Genomic DNA, 17,251 nt, shown 5'->3' on the forward strand with positions numbered 1-17,251 from the left:
GCAAGTGGGTGGGGTGATCCCCCAAAATACGTTTTTAGGCCGTTGGCCACCCGGACCGCAAAACCCATCGCGATGAAAGAGGTCTTACTTCATCCGTAAGCTGTTCAGCATCTTTTGGTAAGTGCGGCTCAACTGACTGAACTGGTTCTGCGGAGCAATAAACACCACGTACAGCAAGCCACCCTGGGGACGCGGCAACGCTACCAGCCAATCGCGCTCCGCCAGCGCTCTGCCATTCTGCTGAACGGGCGAATTGCCAATGAGATTCACCGACCGGCCCTGCACACCATTGACCTGGATACTTTGCGGGTTTCCTGACACCTGCATGCCGGCGTTGGACTGTTGCAGATTCTGGATCAGGTCTTGCATCGCCTGATCAAGCGAAGAGTTGTTCTGTTCCTGCGCCCCACCGACAATAGCGCCATAGGCAATTGTTCCCTGTGAAACGCCGGCTTGCGGGGCGATGGTGACCGTCGAATTCTGGTCGCCGGCAGTCTGCCAATTCGAGGGATACGAAATGTTGAAGGCGTTGTGCGTGAATTGGGTGAAGTTGCTGCTGGGCTTGATCTGTCTGTAGCTTACATTGGTGATATTCCCATTCTGGGAACCGACCGGAGCGCCGTTGTTGTTGGTAGATGCTGAAGGCAGGTTTGACGGAATGGCGCCGCCCTGGGCATTCTGTTGCGCCCAGAGACCCTGCTTGGCGCCGTCGGCAATTTCCTGGGCCGTATAGGTTCTAATACCGTTCGACTGTTGCTTGGCGCTAACGAAGGCCTGGCTAGTATCAAAATAACCCCTCGGGGGCCAGCCCTGAATCTCTTTCTCAACCGAAGCTACACGGTTGCCCGGGCTGGGGTGGTCGCTGAGAAACTGCGGGCTGCCGGCTCCGCCTTGTTGCTCGAGCTTCTGGAAGAACTCGGCCAGGGCCTTGGGGTTGAAGCCCGCCCGGTACATGATGATGGCGCCTACCGCATCGGCCTGAGCTTCATCGGCGCGGGAATACTTCATGAACACCGTCCCGGCGCCAATCTGTATGCCTAAACGGGCGATATTGCCGACGGTGTTGCCCGGGAGAACGGCGCCCAGAATGCCCAGAAGTCCCTGGGCCAGCGATGCTTTCCCCGCCTGTTTCGCGGAGTGCTGCATGTAAATGTGAGACATCTCGTGGGACATCACGCCCGCCAGTTCGGCTTCACTATCGGCCGCCTGGATCGTGCCCAGATTGATGAAAATAGGTCCGCCGGGCAGGGCAAAGGCATTGATGTCCTTTTGCGGAATAACGTGGAATTGGTAGGGCCACGACTGGTCCTGTGGGATCGCAGGGACCAGCCTTCTTCCCAACTGCTGGACGTACTGCGTCACCGGGCTGGAGTCGGGCAGAACAGGCATTTGCTTGTACACCTCAGCCATGGCTTGCAAGCCGGCTTGTTCCTGCTCCTGTTTGGTCATCCCGGAAGCGGAGCCGGGATCGGGCAATTGCGGTTGCTGTTGAGCGCCCAACCATGTTGGTTCAGCGATGAGCACTGCCAATATCACTGCCAATACTTTTGCTTGAAATGTGCGTCGTTTCATAAAAAACCTGCCTTCTGGACGGAGCGGGCAAGACCCTGGCCGCATCTTTATAGTTACTAAAATTTGGGACTACAGCAATTATTAAATTGGGAGTGCATATCTGTTCGCGAAGTTCACGCAGGATTCTCTCAAATATCTGCTGAACTCCGGTTATTCGGCAATCCCCGGGCAGTCCGCGAGGTCAAAACGCATAGTTCGTCTCCCGCATTCTCAGAGTAATTCGTAGGTCATTCGGCATCTGTACCATACTGCTCACTCACCAATTTTCCCGTCGTGGCTTCCTCACGCCGCTTAGCATATTTAAATGTTTAACCACAAAGGACACGAAGGAATGAATCACGAAGGACACAAAGAAATGCACGTCAAATTTCACGTCACCAGTTTCACAAGGCAACTGCAAAGACTTTTCACCACGGATTAACACGGATCGACGCGGGTTTAGTATTGCCTCTCACCTTCCGTGCAAAAAGTCGTCCACCGACTTGATGAACAGATTGGGCTGGTCCACGAAGGTCATGTGTCCGGATTGGGGCACGATCACCAGCTTTGATCCGGCAATCTTTTCGTGCATCGTGCGCGAGAGCGATGGGTCGGATTCATCGTGGTCCCCGCAGATCATCAACGTGGGCACATGGATACTCGACAGCCGGTCGGTGTACTCCACCGACTTCAGGTTGCCGTCAATCACGAACTCGCCGTGCGATCCCCACATCTCGCGATAAAGGTCCCATGACAAGGTGGTGTTGCCGGCCACGGGATCGTAGTTGGGATCGGGGCGGCGTTGGTACAAAAATGGGAAATATCCGTCGCCCCAGGCGAGTGCGGCATAGTCGTTGGGATAGCGGTTGTTTTCCCAAACTTTGCCTTTGCCGAACAGACCGGCCTTCTCAAAGTTCTCGAGTTTTGCACGCTCATCAGGCGCCATATTCTGCTTTTCATGGGCCAGCACTTCGTTCATGGCCGAGGTGCTCTGGAAGGTGCTGCCCAGTATGAGGTGCGTCAGGTTTTGCTGATACTTCAAGGCGTAGGCCTGGGCCAGCACGCCACCGTAAGAATGGCCGAGCAGATTGATCTTCCCCAGGCCCAGCGCCTGGCGGACTGCTTCCACGTCTTCCACCATGTTTTCGACGGTGTACTGGGTGGTGTCCTCGAGTTTTTCGGAGCGGCCGGAGCCGCGTTCGTCTATGAAGATGAGCTTGTTGGTCCGCGCCAGGGGCAGCAGGTAGGGCAGAAAATAATCGTGCGATGCCCCCGGCCCGCCATGGACGATCATCAGCGGCGCTCCCCGGCCCACGGTCGTGTAGTAGATCAAGACACCGTGAGCATCAACCAAACCCTCTTCGATGGGAAAAACGGCTTGCGACTGGATGCCGTGCACCGCCGATGCCTTGGGCTTGCTGGTCTGGCCGTGGCTAGTAGAACAAAAGATGGAGACGAACATGAAACCGCAGACTAGAACGGATAAGGTCTTTGTCTTTTTCATGGCGCGGATTATAGCAGCGCGGGGGCCTTTATATCTAAGGGCTCCGCGGTAAAACCGCTCCGCCCTCGCTTTTGGTTCGCGCGGGACGGCGCTCACCAAAAGCTCACCCTGATTTGGCGGACTTACTCCAACTTCATGCGCTTGAGAAGACTTTGGAAGCGAGGATCGGAGCGTAGAGGATCGTTCATAGGATTGATCTTCAGTTCCGCCATCCAACTGTTGTGTTCCTGATAGGCTTTTTCCAGCCACTCAAAGGCGCGGTCTTTGTCTCCTAAATAAGAATAGGCGACGGCCAGATCAAAAGACGCCTTGCGGCCATGTTTCAGATCATATTGTGCCCATGCCAGCCGCTGCTTCCAATAGGATTGGGCGTCGAGGCCCTTGGCTGGAGGAATGGACTGGGACTCAGGTTCCGATCCCATCAAGACACGGGATTTGTGGTAGTTCGTCCAGGCTTCATCGTACATTCCTTTCTGTTCGTAAACCCGGGCGAGATAAACATAAGTGCGAGGGAAGCTGGGATCCATCTCAATGGTTTTCTTGCATTGTGCGATGGCCTGATCGTATTGCCGGGACATGAAGAAAACCCGCCCTATGACCGCGTTCGTGATCAAGGAAATCGGATCAACCTCTTGCGCCTTCTTGATTTCCGCGATGGCTTCCTGGGGCCTTCCCATGGCATTAAGGTATTCCGCATACCACTCCCTGACGGTGGCATAGCTGGGGTTCAGTTCAATCGCGCGTTTGTATTCCGGCTCGGCGGCGGCCCAATCCCAATGGTACGTTGTCAAATTATCTGCCATGACGGCGTGGGCCTCGCCTAAACTGTTGTCAATCGAGAGGGCTTTGCGCGCCATAGCCTCTGATTTGGCAATAGCCTCATCGGGCGGCATGATTCCGTAGGTGCCAAATACATGGTAGGAATCCGCCAGCCCGCTGTAGGCAAGGGCATAGTTAGGGTCAATGGCGATGGCCTGGTTGAAATAGTCAATGCTCTTCTTCAGTCCTTGCTCATTACGCTGCTCAAAGTAATAGCGGCCCAGAAGATAAGCATCATAGGCAGCCGGGTTCACCTGGAAGCTTGCGGCTTGCACCGTAGGCTCTTTCGGAGTCAGCTCGACCCGGATTTTGCGGGCGATGTCGCGGGCTACGTTATCCTGCAGTGCCAGCACGTCACGCAGGTCTGATTCGTAGTTCTCTGCCCATAGATGTCTGTCATTATGTCCTTCGATCAATTGTGCCCGGATTTTTACATGATCACCCGTACGCTGCACCGAGCCTTCCACCACGGCATCCACATTCAATTCCTGGGCAATCTGCGGCAGGGATTTATGCGCATACTTGTATTGCATGCTGGAAGTGCGCGAGATTACGCGCAGCGATCCGATTTGAGCCAGATCAGTGGTTAATTCGTCGGTCATTCCATCCGCAAAATATTCCTGCGAAGGGTCGCCGGAGAGATTTTCAAGAGGCAGCACAGCCAGCGAACGAATAGGATGCCCTGGCTTGCCCAGTAGAGCATCGCGCCATCCCCAGGGGTTGAGGATCGCAATGACCATTAACGCCAAGGCAATGGGCGTTACTACAGCAATCGCCCAGGTTTTTACAGGGTGGGATTTCTTGGATTCTGGACGTCGAGCAGCAGGATCGAGTGGAGCGGCGATCGCAATGGCAGGCGTTTGCACCGCCACGTTTTCTGCTTTGCGAAGTAACTGCAAATCGGGCGGAGCTGCCGCCTTGGGCATCTCGATTACGACTTTTTCAATGAAGCGATAGCCGTGCCGGCCCACGGTCTCAATAAAGCGGGGCTTTTCCGCGCTGTCATTCAAAGCACGGCGGGCCTTGGCGATCACCGTGTTCAGACTGTGGGTGAAGTCGATGAAAACGTCGGATGGCCAGAGCTGCTGACGAAGTTCTTCCCGGGTGACAACTTCATTGGCGTACCGCAACAGAACTACCAGGGCTTGAAAAGGCTTTTCTTCCAGCGGTACCCGCAGCCCGTGTTTGCGTAGCTCCCCCGAGCGCAGGTCGGCCTCATACACGCCAAAGCGTAGCGTTCCATGCACCGATTCCTGCATCTGCGGAGGCATAGTGTGTGGAAATCAATATGACAGATGCTGCGGATTGTAGCACGGAAATCCCGTGTTCTCTGTGAGCTTTTTAGCTCAAACCCAGCGTTTTCAGCAGGTTGTACCGTTTTCCAGAAATATTTGAAAGGTATTCGCCGCGGCATTGCCGGGATGCGGTTTTCATTTTGAAATGGCGAAGTTCCACTTGGGGAAGACAACGGCCCGTGGTTGTGGCTTCGGTCGCAGCCACGGGCTGGAAGTTATCCGCGAGGAACGCCAATCAAGACAAACTTGGAGGAGGGCATATGAGCCTGAACGTGCTCAAGGCAGATGTGTATAGAGGAAAGTTTTCAAAGTGGACCGCAGTTAGCGTTTTGCTGATCACGGTTCTTGCCGCAGATTCGTTTGCGCAGATGCCCAGCGCCGCTGCCCGGCAAACCACGCCATTTGCAGTGGCTTCAAGTTTGCCTGCGAAACCGGTTTTGCTGGCGAGCTTGCGTCCGGCCCCGGGTATCGTTTGGCAGAGGGTGAAGACCGACGATAGGCCACTGGATGGCCCCGTGCTCTACCAGATCATCTTTCGCAGCAGCGCGACGCCGGGACACATTCCTCGCATCGCCAACAATTTCACGCTGACCAATTCGCTGATCAGCGATAACGGCACGCAAGTAGCGATTGGCGGGCTCGCCATCAACGGCAACACAGGCATCATCAGCTTTGCCAATGGGCAAACCTTCCCCGGAACCGGCGGGGTCGCGAGCGTCACTTCGGGCAATAACTTCATTACCATCGGCGGCACAGGGACAAATCCGACGGTTGCGCTGAATACCACAACTACAGACACACGCTACCTGCAGCTCGGCGGCGGCACCATGTCAGGCATGATTACCTTCGCCAATGGGCAGGCATTTCCCGGAACGGGAACGGTGACCAGCATAGCCACGGGAGCTGGACTCGGCGGCGGCCCGATTACTGGAACAGGCACCATCAGCATTACGAGCGGTGGCGTGACCAATGCCATGCTGGCCAATCCTTCGGTAACCATCAATACGCTGGGTGGGTCAGGACTGGCAGGCGGAAGCGCTCTACCGTTAGGCGGGACGCTCTCATTGAACATTGCCAATGGCGGGGTGACGAACGCTATGCTGGCCAATCCTGCACTGACCGTGAGTGCCGGTTCAGGGCTCGCGGGAGGAGGCAGTGTGGCCCTGGGCGGAACTACCACACTGAACCTGGATACCACCTTTACCAACGCGCACTACCTGCAGCTAAACGGTGGAACGCTGACCGGAGCGCTCAGTGGCACGACGGCCAGCTTTAGTGGAGCGGGAAGCTTTAGCGGACTGTTTTCAGCAGGTGGGGGCTTGCGGCTTCCTGCCGTCAATACCGCAACGCCGGGCGGCGGCTTTGGTTCCAATACCTTTGACGCCATAGCTTCGGTGTATAACAGCGGCAACGCCACGGCTGAAAATCAGCTCTTCCGCTGGCAGACGGAAGCGGTGGGCAACAACACTGTTAATCCTGCGGGTAGTTTCAACCTTTTGTTCTCGGGCACGGCAAACAACTTCACGCCTACCGAGACCGGGCTTTCCATCGCCAGCAACGGACGCATCAGTTTTGCTCCTGGGCAGGTATTTCCCGTTTCGGGATTACCGGCAGCGGGTGGCGACGCCAGCGGTACTCTGTCGGGTTTGACGGTCGTGGGCCTGCAAGGCACGCCGCTTGCAAGCACCGCTCCGGGCAGCGGTCAGGTCCTGCAGTTCAACGGGACAAAATGGGCGCCTGCGGCAGCCAGCTCCGGGACCGTAACCAATGTCTCCGGAACGGCGCCGCTCACGGTGACCAACGGGACCACGATCCCCAACATTAGTCTGGCGGCGGGGGGTATAACCAATTCACTGCTGGCGAATCCTTCGTTAACGGTTAGCGCTGGTTCCGGGCTGACGGGCGGAGGCAGCGTGAACCTGGGTGGCAGCATCACCTTGAGCATCGCCAACGCCGGAGTGACCAACGCTATGTTGGCCAATCCTGCGCTGACCGTCAGCGCCGGTTCAGGGCTGACTGGAGGAGGCAGTGTGGCCCTGGGCGGAACCACCACGCTGAACCTTGACGCCAGTTTTACTAATGCGCGCTACCTGCAACTCAGCGGTGGCACCCTCACAGGTGGATTAGCGCTCGGAGCCACAGGAACGGCTAATACGGGCGCGGGCGCGACTTCTAATCCGACCGACTGGACAGCGTCAGTGTTTAACAGCAATACCAGCACGGCACAAGCTCAGCTCTTCCGCTGGCAGGCCGAGCCGGCAGGGAACAATAGCGCCAATCCTTCAGGCAGCTTCAACCTGCTGTTCTCGGGTACGGCGAACAACTTCACTCCGGCTGAGACCGGGCTTGTGATTGCGAGCAATGGCCGCATTACATTCGCACCGGGGCAAAGCTTTCCGGCGGCAGGGCTGCCGGCCGCGGGTGGTGATTTGAGCGGAACCCTGTCGAACGCGACCGTCGCCGGCCTGCAAGGTACGCCACTTGTGAACACCCCTCCTACGAGCGGTCAGGTTCTTAAATTCAATGGAACCAACTGGGCTCCGGCCACGATCGTCGGTGGCGGCGGCGGTACAGTAACCAGCGTTGGCAGCGGGTTAGGTTTGACAGGTGGTCCGATTACCAATTCGGGAACTCTATCCATTGATGCAACCGTAGTTCCGCAATTGGGAGCGAGTAATACCTTCACCGCGTCGAATCTTTTTGCCGGAGGAGTGCAATATCCACCCCTTGGCAACGCGACACCGGGCGGCGGCTTTAACTCCAGCGCGCTCGACCTGGCTGCGTCCAGTTACAACAGCGGCGCCGGGTCAGCAGTGAACCAGCGCTTCCGCTGGCAGGCCGAGCCGCTCAACAATAACAGCAACAATGCTTCGGGGACATTGAACCTCCTGTTTTCAGTGGGCAACAACCCTCTGGCTGAGACTGGCTTGAGCATTGCCAACAACGGCCAGATTACCTTTGCCGGCGGACAAACCTTCCCTGGATCGGTAACCAGCGTAGCCCCTGGTGACGGCTCCATCACAATCGGCGGCACGGCCTCAGCTCCAACAGTGGCAGTAGCCAACGCTGGGGTTACAAACAGCAAGCTGGCCAATCCGTCTTTGATAGTAGCTGCCGGTGCGGGTCTAACCGGCGGTGGCAGCGTAGCCCTTGGCGGAAGCACGACCCTGAGCATTGCGAGCGCGGGCGTGACCAACACGATGCTGCAGAACTCTTCAGTTACCGTGAACACGGGTACGGGTTTGAGCGGAGGTGGCGCGGTTGCCCTGGGGGGCACTCTCACCTTGAATAATACCGGCGTGCTGAGCGTTGCCGCATCGGGGCCGCTGGCTTCGAGCGGCGGAACAACCCCCAACATCAGCCTTACCGGAACTGTGCCCATCGCCAACGGCGGAACCGGCATCACGGCTGCACCTGCTTCGGCTGGTCAGTACCTGCGCAGTTCTGGAGTTGGCACGTGGGCGGTCGGCGGCATTCAGTCGGGCGATGTTCCCAGCTTGTCGGGTACGTATGTGGATTTGGTCAGCAATCAAAGCATCGCCGGTAATAAGAGCTTCAGTCAGACAGTGAACGCTGCTGTCACGACTGGGACTGGGGTAAACGCCAGCAGCAGCGACGCCAACGGAACCGGTTTATTCGGCGTGGCCAGTGATGTCACTGGTGCCGGTACTGCAGTCGGTACGCGCGGACGCACGGCCAGTCCCTTTGGAGTGGGCGTGCTAGGAGAAACAACGGACACCTCTCCTTCAGGAACTCCGATAGCCGTCCAGGGACAAACCTCGAGCCCGGGCGGGGTGGGAGTGTTTGGTTCTGCTTCTGATACCACTGACAACGGCTTTGCAATCGGAGTGGAAGGTAGAATTGCCGGGCCCAACGGCTACGCAGTACTCGGCGTCGCCACAGATACAACCGGGGGAACGGGAGGTACGGGCGGCACGGTGGGCGTCCGTGGAGTTTCAGCCAGCCCTAATGGCGTTGCCATACAAGGCCGGGCCACAAGTACTACGGCAAATGCTAACGGCGTCGGAGTGAACGGGCGTAGCGACAGTCCCAACGGAGTAGGAGTGCGTGGATTCGCGGCCGATACTACCGGCAGCGGCCTGGCAGTCGGCGTTCTCGGCTTTACCAGCAAGATCAGCAACCCTGCCGCCTTGTTCAATAACAACGATGCCAACTGCACCGGCGCTTCCTGCCAGATTCTCTGGGGCCAGGCCAAAGGCAGCAACGTATTCAAGGTGTTGGGCAACGGCGCAGTGCAGGCCGCGGCCTACCAGGACCTGAACGGTAATCCTATCAATGCAGGCACAGTCACCAGCGTGGGCACGGGTGCGGGGCTGACGGGCGGTCCTATCACCGGCAGCGGGACGATCAGCATTGCTAACGCTGGCGTCACCAACGCGATGCTGGCGGCCAACAGCGTGACCAACGCCAACATCGCCAATGCCGGCCTCAGCCCGGCCAAAATTACCGGAACGGCGGCCATCCTGGGTGCTAATACATTTACAGGTGATCAGAGCATTACCGGAAACCTCGGCGCTTCCGGTACCGTGACCGGAGGCACGTTCACCGGCAATGGTTCCGGGCTGACGAACCTCAATGCCAGCAACCTGAGCAGCGGAACTATTCCTGTGACCGCCCTCACCGGGAGTTATAACATCAACATCAGCGGCAACGCAGGCTCTGCCACAAATGCCGCGCAACTCGGCGGCATCGTTGCCACCAATTATGCCCGGCTGGATATAAGCAACAATTTCACCGGAATTCAGAACTTGGGATTCAATTCCACCATTGCCGTCACCCGCTTTAACGAGGGTACAACCGGAACCACACAAAACCGGCTGGCCAAATTGGACTCCAGTGGGGCGGCAATCATTACTGCTCCAGGAGACACTGGAGGAGTTCTAGGAATCGTGGTTGCCGGCAGCGGCACGAGCGGCCAGGTGCAGATTACGGTTGCCGGAGTGGCGAGCTGCAATTTCGACGTTGCAAGTCAACATGCGGGCAACTACGTAACCATCAGCGCGACCACGGCAGGTGAATGCCATGATGCAGGCAGCGCCTTTCCCATGGGTACCCAGGTGATTGGACGGGTTGGCTTTACAGGTGGTACCTCGAGCAACAGTGTTTACTTATACGGGCCAGAGCAGAGAGCGACCAGCGTTACCGCGGCCGACAACACCATCAACATTGCAGGCACCCCATCGGTTCCCGCGCTCTCGGTGAACGGGGCCAATGTGACCGGGGTAAATGCCGCCCAGCTTGGCGGCCTTGGTCCCAGCGGTTACGCGCAACTTGCCGGCAATAATTCCTTTACTGGAGTATTCAATACTTTCCAAAGTAACAGTATCTTCACCACTCTTTCGGTTCGGAACAACGGTGGTGGTGGTGTGTTGGCTGGGACCAATGGCGGAGGAACCATCTTCAACTTTGACAGCAACGGAAATCAAACGCTGACCACGAATGGCGGCAATGTGTATCTCGGCAATGCCGGTTGCAGCGCTCCTTTTACGGGAATCGGTTTTGGCAACTCAGGTATGTCAGGATGTGCGAATTTTTCGCTGGTGGGGAATGGAACCGATACGGTAGTCAATCGTCCTACCGGCGGCAGTATCTATTTCCGCGAAAACAATGCCACCGAGATGAGTATTGCTCCTGGCGGGGCAGTGACTGTCAACGGCAGTTTGACTGTCGGATCAGGAGTCAACGCGGCCGGAGGCGGACTGAAACACGCCCGCTCAGCGTCGTTTAATATTGCTGGTAACGCCAACTCATTTATAACCATCAACTGGAATGGGGCCTTTGCCGATTTAAATTACACCGTAACCGCTTCGATTGAAGCCAACTCGGATGGCTTCAGTGGCCTGCGCGTGGGTACAATATTTAAATTAAATGGATCCATTCAAGTCAATGTCATTAATACCTCGAATACGCCGATAACGGGAATTGTGGATGCAATTGCCATCCACGATTGAAAATGTGATCTCTGTCCTATTTCGCATCACGTAGTGGCATTCTTTTTTCCCAACGCCGCACTCGCAGCCGGGTCATGCGTTTTGGCTTGGAACCAGTTGGGATAAATGGCGACTGGAGCGGTCAGTGTAGCGAGTTCGGCCAGCTCGTTCGCCGTGAGTTGAACATTGGCGGCCGCCAGGTTGTCCTCAAGTTGAGAAACCTTGCTGGCTCCGAGCAAGATAGACGATACAAAAGGTTTTGCCAGCAACCACGCCAGCGCCACCTGCGCCGAGAAGAGTTATGCTGCGCTATCCCGCGCATCTTTTCAATTAAGTCGTAACCGCGTTCGCGGTCAATGGGAAGAAAATCAAAGTCAGCGATGCGTCCCTTGCCGCCGGTTGGGTCTTGCCGCGTGTACTTTCCAGAGAGAAAGCCGCTGGCCAGCGGGCTCCAGACCACGATTCCAATACCTTTTACAAATCACAAGCCGGTTTGTGAATAATAAAATAATAAGAGGTTAAAAGCGCCGCCAAATTCTGGACATGGTTTCAAGGATTTGAATACAATTCGCGGATGAATGGCGCAAGACCTTGAGCACTTGCAGAAACTGAGAGGCGCCATCGGCACCAAAGGAATTCACACTCATGGGAATGCAAGCCTCGCTGGAGCAGATCAGTTCGGAGAGACTTTCGGAGTTCATTCAGCATCCGCAGCTCGCCTATAAGCACATTCTTGCCTCGATAAAACAACATGGAGATGAGATGTTAGGTCAGATCATGGACATCTCCAGACTCGATCCCGAGGAATTCCTTCGCAGCAGCCTGGAAGGAATCGACGAATATCCTGATGCTTCCGCAGAACAGAAGGCACAGGTCAGGGAGCAGCTCAAAGAGCGTCTTGAGCAGACGTTATCCCGGCTGGCTGCAGCTCAGGGCAGGCCAAAACCCGGCCCGCAACTCGTTAAGGGAAACAAGAAAACTTTGCCCGAAGAGCCGCGAAGGATCTTTCCCCTCGAAAAAGACTGGCATATTCTTCACTACATCTTGAATGGCACGGCCGAGGGTGGAACCGGACCACTTGCCGATGTGGTGCTTGGCGGCACGGAGATACCCGATCAGGAGGGAATTATGGGCTATGGTCCTGCCCGTTACTTAACACCGCAACAGGTCAAAGCCGTTGCCCAGTCCTTGGCCGCGGTTGATTTTGCAAAACTGGTGAAGGCGTTTGATCCCAAAGATGCGGCTGCAAAAAGAATTTATGGGTTAGCGCCCTATCCTGGAAGGCCCGTAATCATCTCACTGGAAGACGTGGCGGGATTCGTAAAACCGGTCAGAGCTTTTTATGCCGAAGCCTCTCAAGACGGCAATGCCATGCTGTTGTACATAACCTAGGTTCTCGCCCCGAGTGCCAGTGCCGGTTTTAAATGTCGTCGTATCCACTCTCGATTGGGGTTGCTTCCATAAAATTTCTGCGATAAAGTGGCTTCGCTTTCAAGTATGGGCCCCCCACGCGGAACTATGTTGGCTGCTCTGCCTTCGTTGATGGGCCGCACCCCTCCAGCCTTCGCGCTCCGCTTGAGTTTCTTTTTCGATCAACTGGTTTTTGCGCCTGAAAATGGCATAATCCGTTTTTATTGAAACCGATTTGAGGGTTCTCATGGAGCCGGCAAATTCAGAGGTCTTGATCAAAAGATTGCAGACGGACCGTCTTCCCAAGCCGATCGAGATCGAACGGGTGAGCCGCTCGATTGCCGAGGAGAGAGGCAATCCGGATTATTACATCTCCCCGGACGCATGGCTCGAGATCGAGCAGGGAACTACGCCAAGTATTTACAAGCTCTTCAGCCTGGCGGTTTGTCTGCGGATGCCCTACGAGAGAGTCATACAGGCATTTGGCGTCGAGCTCCAACGGTCGTGGTCGGGTATGGAACTCGATCCGGTACGCAGCGAGCTGGTGCGCATCAACCTGCAGGAGCTTGGATTCTCTTTTCAATTAAGTTTCGATACCCACTTCGACGTCAAGCAAACCAACTTGTTGCAATCCAGCAGTGCTGCGTGGCAATGTTTGCCCGCGCCGTTATTGGAGCGCTTGAATCCTGCCCGCTATCACTACGCGGTGATCGGATTGGATGATGACAGCATGGGCGACCTGGTTCCACCCGGTTCCCTGGTAGAGATTGACCGAAGGCAGAATTCGATTGAAGCCTTTGCCTGGAGAAACCTGCGCGAACGCCCGGTTTACGTGATAGGCCATACCGGGAGCTACAATTGTGGGTGGTGCCAGCAAGAGGGTAAGGTGCTGACGTTGCTGCCTCATCCGCTCTCCCGGCTGCCGGTAAGACAGTTTACGCTGCCGCAAGATGCTGAAATCATTGGCCGAGTCGTAAGTGTTTGGTTCTTTGAGCGATTACCTGCGGTTTAGACGCAAAAAAGACATTTAATTCAGGTCCCTGGTGAATCTGCTAGGGGAGAGTTTCGAGGAGAAACCCGGATGTTTATGACTCTGATTGGTATTTGTGTCGTGGTGCTGTTGATCGTAATTTGGATGAACCGTGTTAGCCGATTCTGAGATCATCGTGGGCGCAACGAGAATTTCCGTTAGTCATCGCCTGGTGTCTGCTCGGACTGCTCACCTGGGGTTGGGGCTCAATGCGGGTTAAAGTCGTCTGGAGTGCAAGAATGGCTTTTGTCCCAAATTGGTTTGTTGACAAATTTTTTACAATCTAAAAGCTTCCTTCTACACCAGGTTTAAGAGACAATTCAAACGTACCTACTTCCCCCTCCCCCCAAAGCTGACTTTTGGAAATTTTCTGACAGGATAAAAGTCGATGAATTCTGGGGAACGCATCCGGCAACTTCGCGAAGAACGGTTGATGAAACCGGACGACGTTGAACGCGCCAGCCGTTCAATTGCCGAGATCAGCGCGAGCATGGAGTATTACATCTCAGAGACGAGCCTGGGCGAGATGGAAAACGGCTCAGCCCCGAGTATCTATAAAATCTGCAGCCTTGCGAGATGCTTCAAAATTCCCTACGAGCAACTGCTTCTGATCTTCGGAATTGACGTAAAAGCCGAATGGCAGGAAAGCAACCGCCACAGGGTTCCGGTTCCATCAGCGCGGCAAAGGGCGAATTCGCAATCCATTACTCTGAGGCCTATTGAACTAAGTAAAGACGGCGTCGATTTTCGCTTGAACTTCAATGCCCAGATCAGCCTGAAAGAGACGCATTTGCTAAGTCCTCATCCCAGGCGGTGGGGCAACATACCCGCGGCGCTGCGCAAGCGGCTGCATCCGACTCACTTCCGTTATGCATGGATTGGATTAAAAGACGACACCATGGCCGATATCCTGCCTCCAGGATCACTGATTGAAATTGATAAAAAGCAAACAGAGATACAGCGCTCCCCGTGGAAGTCTTTGCGCGAGCGGCCGCTCTATCTTGTCCGTCATGCAAGCGGCTATAGCTGCTGCTGGTGCCAGTTGGAAGGGAACGAACTCACGCTTATTCCTCATCTCCTTTCGCAGCGCCACGCAATGCATTTCAAGACACCACAGCAAGCGGCCGTCATAGGCAGAGTAGTCAATGCGTGGATGCCTCGGCAGTTGCACAATATGCGCACAGAATCAGTTGATAACTACTCCTTAGCCCCATATTCGACCCAAAATTACAGTTCGGGGTTCACCGCGATGTTCGAATCCGGACGAATTGACTGATCGTTAACTTGAGCAACGACAGAATATAGCCCCTTGCGTTACTTTTCCGCCAGTTGTAGCTTTGCAGATAGAGCCTATGCGTTGCATCCCTCTCCGCGTGTTTTTTTTTTAATGCTCTTCTCTGCTTTTTCCCCGCACTCAGCTCCGCAGCGGTTTCGGCGCCGCATCTCACCGTGGATTTAATTGCGGAAAATGCCTCGATTGCTCCCGGGCACAGCTTCCAGGCCGGTTTGAAATTCAATCTGGAAAAGAGCTGGCATGTCTATTGGATCAACCCCGGCGATTCGGGCGAGCCTCCTAAGGTGGAGTGGAAGCTGCCCCCAGGATTTCAAGCCGATGCGATTGAATGGCCTACGCCGGCACGCCTGCCGATTTCCAAGCTGATGGATTATGGATATGAAGATCAAGTGCTTCTGATGATGCGCATTCATCCGCCGGCAAATTTGAAACCGGGCACAACCACTCAGCTTGCTGCCACCGTGAAGTGGCTGGTATGCCGTGAGGTCTGCATCTCTGGCCACGGAGAAGTTTCGTTGACGCTGCCGGTTTCGAGCGAGACTCCAAAGCCCTCGGCCAATCAGGACCTATTTACTAGGACCAAAGCAAGTTTGCCTCTGCCGCCGCCGCGAAGTTGGAGACAATCGGCAGTTGCGAGCAAAGATGATTTTGTTTTGACCATACGGACAGGGAAGCGGGTTGCGAACGCAATTTTCTTTCCTCGGGAAGCCGAACAAATTGAGAATGCAGCCCCGCAGCAAGTCCACTCCGATCTAACTGGAGTTCGTATTGACTTGAAAAAATCAGAGCAATTGCTGAAACCGATTACTCGTCTGCGAGGAGTCGTAGTGCTTGATGGCCGAGGATATGAGGTCAACGCTCCCGTGGTCTCTCGTGCCGGACAAAGTAGCGCGCCCTGAACTCCCACAAACCCATCCGATTTTGATAGCATTTTATGGTCAAGGAGGCCCCAATGAGACGCTATTCAACCGGTTTGATCCTAAGTTTGCTCACCCTTTTTTCACTGTGTGCATTCGCAGCCCGGGTAGGCGAGTCAGCACCCGACTTCGCCGCCACCGACAGCAATGGCAGAGTGCAGAAGCTTTCCGACTATAAGGGAAAGTATGTTGTCCTGGAGTGGACCAACAAGGGATGTCCCTTCACCCGCAAGCACTATGACAGCGGCAACATGCAGAAGCTCCAGAAGGAGTGGACGCAGAAGGGTGTAGTCTGGTTTACCGTAGTTTCTTCCGCGCCGGGAAGCCAGGGTTACGTGACCGCCGCCGAAGAAAATGATTATGTGAAGCGAATGAATACCACGCCCACGGCGGTTCTGCTCGATCCCAAGGGCGATTTGGGGCACCTCTTCGCAGCCAAAACAACTCCGCACATGTTCATTATTGATCCCAGCGGAAAGCTGATCTATAACGGCGCGATTGACGATCATCCCACCACGGATGTCTCCGATATCAACAGCTCAAAGAATTACGTCTCCACTGCATTGGAGCAGGCGATAGCAGGCAAGCCGGTCGCCGAGGCTGCCACACGTCCCTACGGTTGCTCAGTGAAGTACGCCGACTAAAATCCAAAGACAACCTGCAAGCCAAGGGCGGCACCTAATCAGGTACCGCCCTTCTTCATTTTTACTTTGCAAATTTTTACACAATACACGAGTGCAATCCGGCAATCTCGGGTTATTCTTATTGTTAAGATTGTGTTAAAAAATTTCTCCCAGGAAGTAGCCGAACGAAGTGAAAGTACTTAGCCGAGAATTTATTGAAGTTGCCGGAGTTTTCTCCCTCATCATAATTGCGTTGTGGACCCCAAGGTACGCCGCCATTTTCATGATCGCGGCAGCAATTTGGATCCTTATTGCCACTCTTACCAGTCCCCGCAGCGCCTCTGAGCTCGGCGTCGGGCGCATAGGACTAAGAAAGTCAGTCTGGATTGCGGTTTCCGGAGCTTTGCTGGCCGCCGCCATCCTGGGTGCGGGCGCTATCGAGGGAACCCTGCATACTTTTCCCTGGCTGCCGCGTCCTCTTCTGCACAGCGGCGTCTATGCTGTGTGGGCCCTGGTGCAGCAGTTTATTACGCTATCGTTTTTCTTTATCCGCTTTGAGCGCCTGCTGGCCAGCGGCACCAAGGCCGTTGTCACCACCGCACTCCTGTTCAGCGCGGTTCATATACCCAACTGGGTCCTGCTGGTCGCTACCGCGATGATGGGGTTGGTGTTCGCCGAAATCTTCCGTCGCTACCGGAACATCTACTGGCTCGGTGTCGCCCACGCCCTGCTCGGAATCGCGTTGGCCATGGCCCTGCCCGACGCCCTTCACCACCAGATGAATGTTGGCGTGGCGTACCTGAGTTATCCCGGACAGTAGTAATTCCGTGTGGCACAGCCGTCCCCAGCTGTGGGCT

11 protein-coding genes are annotated in these 17,251 nt (G+C 55.5%); 7 read left to right on the forward strand and 4 right to left on the reverse strand.

Annotated features, from left to right (window positions below; all coding sequences use genetic code 11):
- Positions 1-84 precede the first annotated feature (84 nt).
- The 3 genes from VK738_07605 to VK738_07615 form a co-directional block, all read right to left on the reverse strand.
- A complete protein-coding gene (locus VK738_07605) occupies positions 85-1,572 on the reverse strand; it encodes a M48 family metallopeptidase (protein ID HTD22503.1) in 1,488 nt (495 codons plus the stop codon).
- 451 nt (positions 1,573-2,023) lie between these two features.
- Entirely contained in the window at positions 2,024-3,055 is a 1,032-nt protein-coding gene (locus VK738_07610; GenBank protein HTD22504.1) for a proline iminopeptidase-family hydrolase, read from the reverse strand.
- Between the two features lie 122 nt (positions 3,056-3,177).
- A complete protein-coding gene (locus VK738_07615) occupies positions 3,178-5,145 on the reverse strand; it encodes a tetratricopeptide repeat protein (protein HTD22505.1) in 1,968 nt (655 codons plus the stop codon).
- 284 nt (positions 5,146-5,429) lie between these two features.
- Here VK738_07615 and VK738_07620 point away from each other — a divergent pair, with 284 nt between their 5' ends.
- On the forward strand, positions 5,430-11,141 hold the full coding sequence (locus tag VK738_07620; GenBank protein ID HTD22506.1) for a hypothetical protein: 5,712 nt from the start codon (positions 5,430-5,432) through the stop codon (positions 11,139-11,141).
- Between the two features lie 26 nt (positions 11,142-11,167).
- On the opposite strand, the gene VK738_07625 is transcribed toward VK738_07620, so the two are convergent.
- Positions 11,168-11,404: an aldo/keto reductase gene (locus VK738_07625; GenBank protein ID HTD22507.1), complete on the reverse strand. Its 237-nt coding sequence runs from the start codon at positions 11,402-11,404 to the stop codon at positions 11,168-11,170.
- Positions 11,405-11,765: 361 nt separating this feature from the next.
- Here VK738_07625 and VK738_07630 point away from each other — a divergent pair, with 361 nt between their 5' ends.
- The 6 genes from VK738_07630 (at position 11,766) to VK738_07655 (ending at position 17,214) form a co-directional block, all read left to right on the forward strand.
- On the forward strand, positions 11,766-12,512 hold the full coding sequence (locus VK738_07630) for a YfbM family protein (GenBank protein HTD22508.1): 747 nt from the start codon (positions 11,766-11,768) through the stop codon (positions 12,510-12,512).
- A gap of 265 nt (positions 12,513-12,777) precedes the next feature.
- Complete coding sequence (locus VK738_07635) at positions 12,778-13,542, forward strand: hypothetical protein (protein ID HTD22509.1); 765 nt, start codon at positions 12,778-12,780, stop codon at positions 13,540-13,542.
- Between the two features lie 406 nt (positions 13,543-13,948).
- A complete protein-coding gene (locus VK738_07640) occupies positions 13,949-14,836 on the forward strand; it encodes a helix-turn-helix transcriptional regulator (GenBank protein HTD22510.1) in 888 nt (295 codons plus the stop codon).
- 173 nt (positions 14,837-15,009) lie between these two features.
- Positions 15,010-15,753: a protein-disulfide reductase DsbD domain-containing protein gene (locus tag VK738_07645; protein HTD22511.1), complete on the forward strand. Its 744-nt coding sequence runs from the start codon at positions 15,010-15,012 to the stop codon at positions 15,751-15,753.
- Positions 15,754-15,806: 53 nt separating this feature from the next.
- Complete coding sequence (locus tag VK738_07650) at positions 15,807-16,415, forward strand: redoxin domain-containing protein (GenBank protein ID HTD22512.1); 609 nt, start codon at positions 15,807-15,809, stop codon at positions 16,413-16,415.
- Positions 16,416-16,584: 169 nt separating this feature from the next.
- Positions 16,585-17,214 (forward strand): CPBP family intramembrane glutamic endopeptidase, encoded by a 630-nt coding sequence (locus VK738_07655; protein ID HTD22513.1) that lies wholly within the window; start codon positions 16,585-16,587, stop codon positions 17,212-17,214.
- Positions 17,215-17,251 lie beyond the last annotated feature (37 nt).

The sequence above is a fragment of the Terriglobales bacterium genome, assembly GCA_035487355.1.
In the GTDB taxonomy this organism is placed as follows: Bacteria; Acidobacteriota; Terriglobia; order Terriglobales; family Acidobacteriaceae; genus QIAW01.

Coding starts and splice junctions, on each gene's coding strand:
- VK738_07605 (HTD22503.1), bottom strand. CDS start 1,572: ATGAAACGACGCACATTTCAAGCAAAAGTATTGGCAGTGATATTGGCA.
- VK738_07610 (HTD22504.1), bottom strand. CDS start 3,055: ATGAAAAAGACAAAGACCTTATCCGTTCTAGTCTGCGGTTTCATGTTC.
- VK738_07615 (HTD22505.1), bottom strand. CDS start 5,145: ATGCCTCCGCAGATGCAGGAATCGGTGCATGGAACGCTACGCTTTGGC.
- VK738_07620 (HTD22506.1), top strand. CDS start 5,430: ATGAGCCTGAACGTGCTCAAGGCAGATGTGTATAGAGGAAAGTTTTCA.
- VK738_07630 (HTD22508.1), top strand. CDS start 11,766: ATGGGAATGCAAGCCTCGCTGGAGCAGATCAGTTCGGAGAGACTTTCG.
- VK738_07635 (HTD22509.1), top strand. CDS start 12,778: ATGGAGCCGGCAAATTCAGAGGTCTTGATCAAAAGATTGCAGACGGAC.
- VK738_07640 (HTD22510.1), top strand. CDS start 13,949: ATGAATTCTGGGGAACGCATCCGGCAACTTCGCGAAGAACGGTTGATG.
- VK738_07650 (HTD22512.1), top strand. CDS start 15,807: ATGAGACGCTATTCAACCGGTTTGATCCTAAGTTTGCTCACCCTTTTT.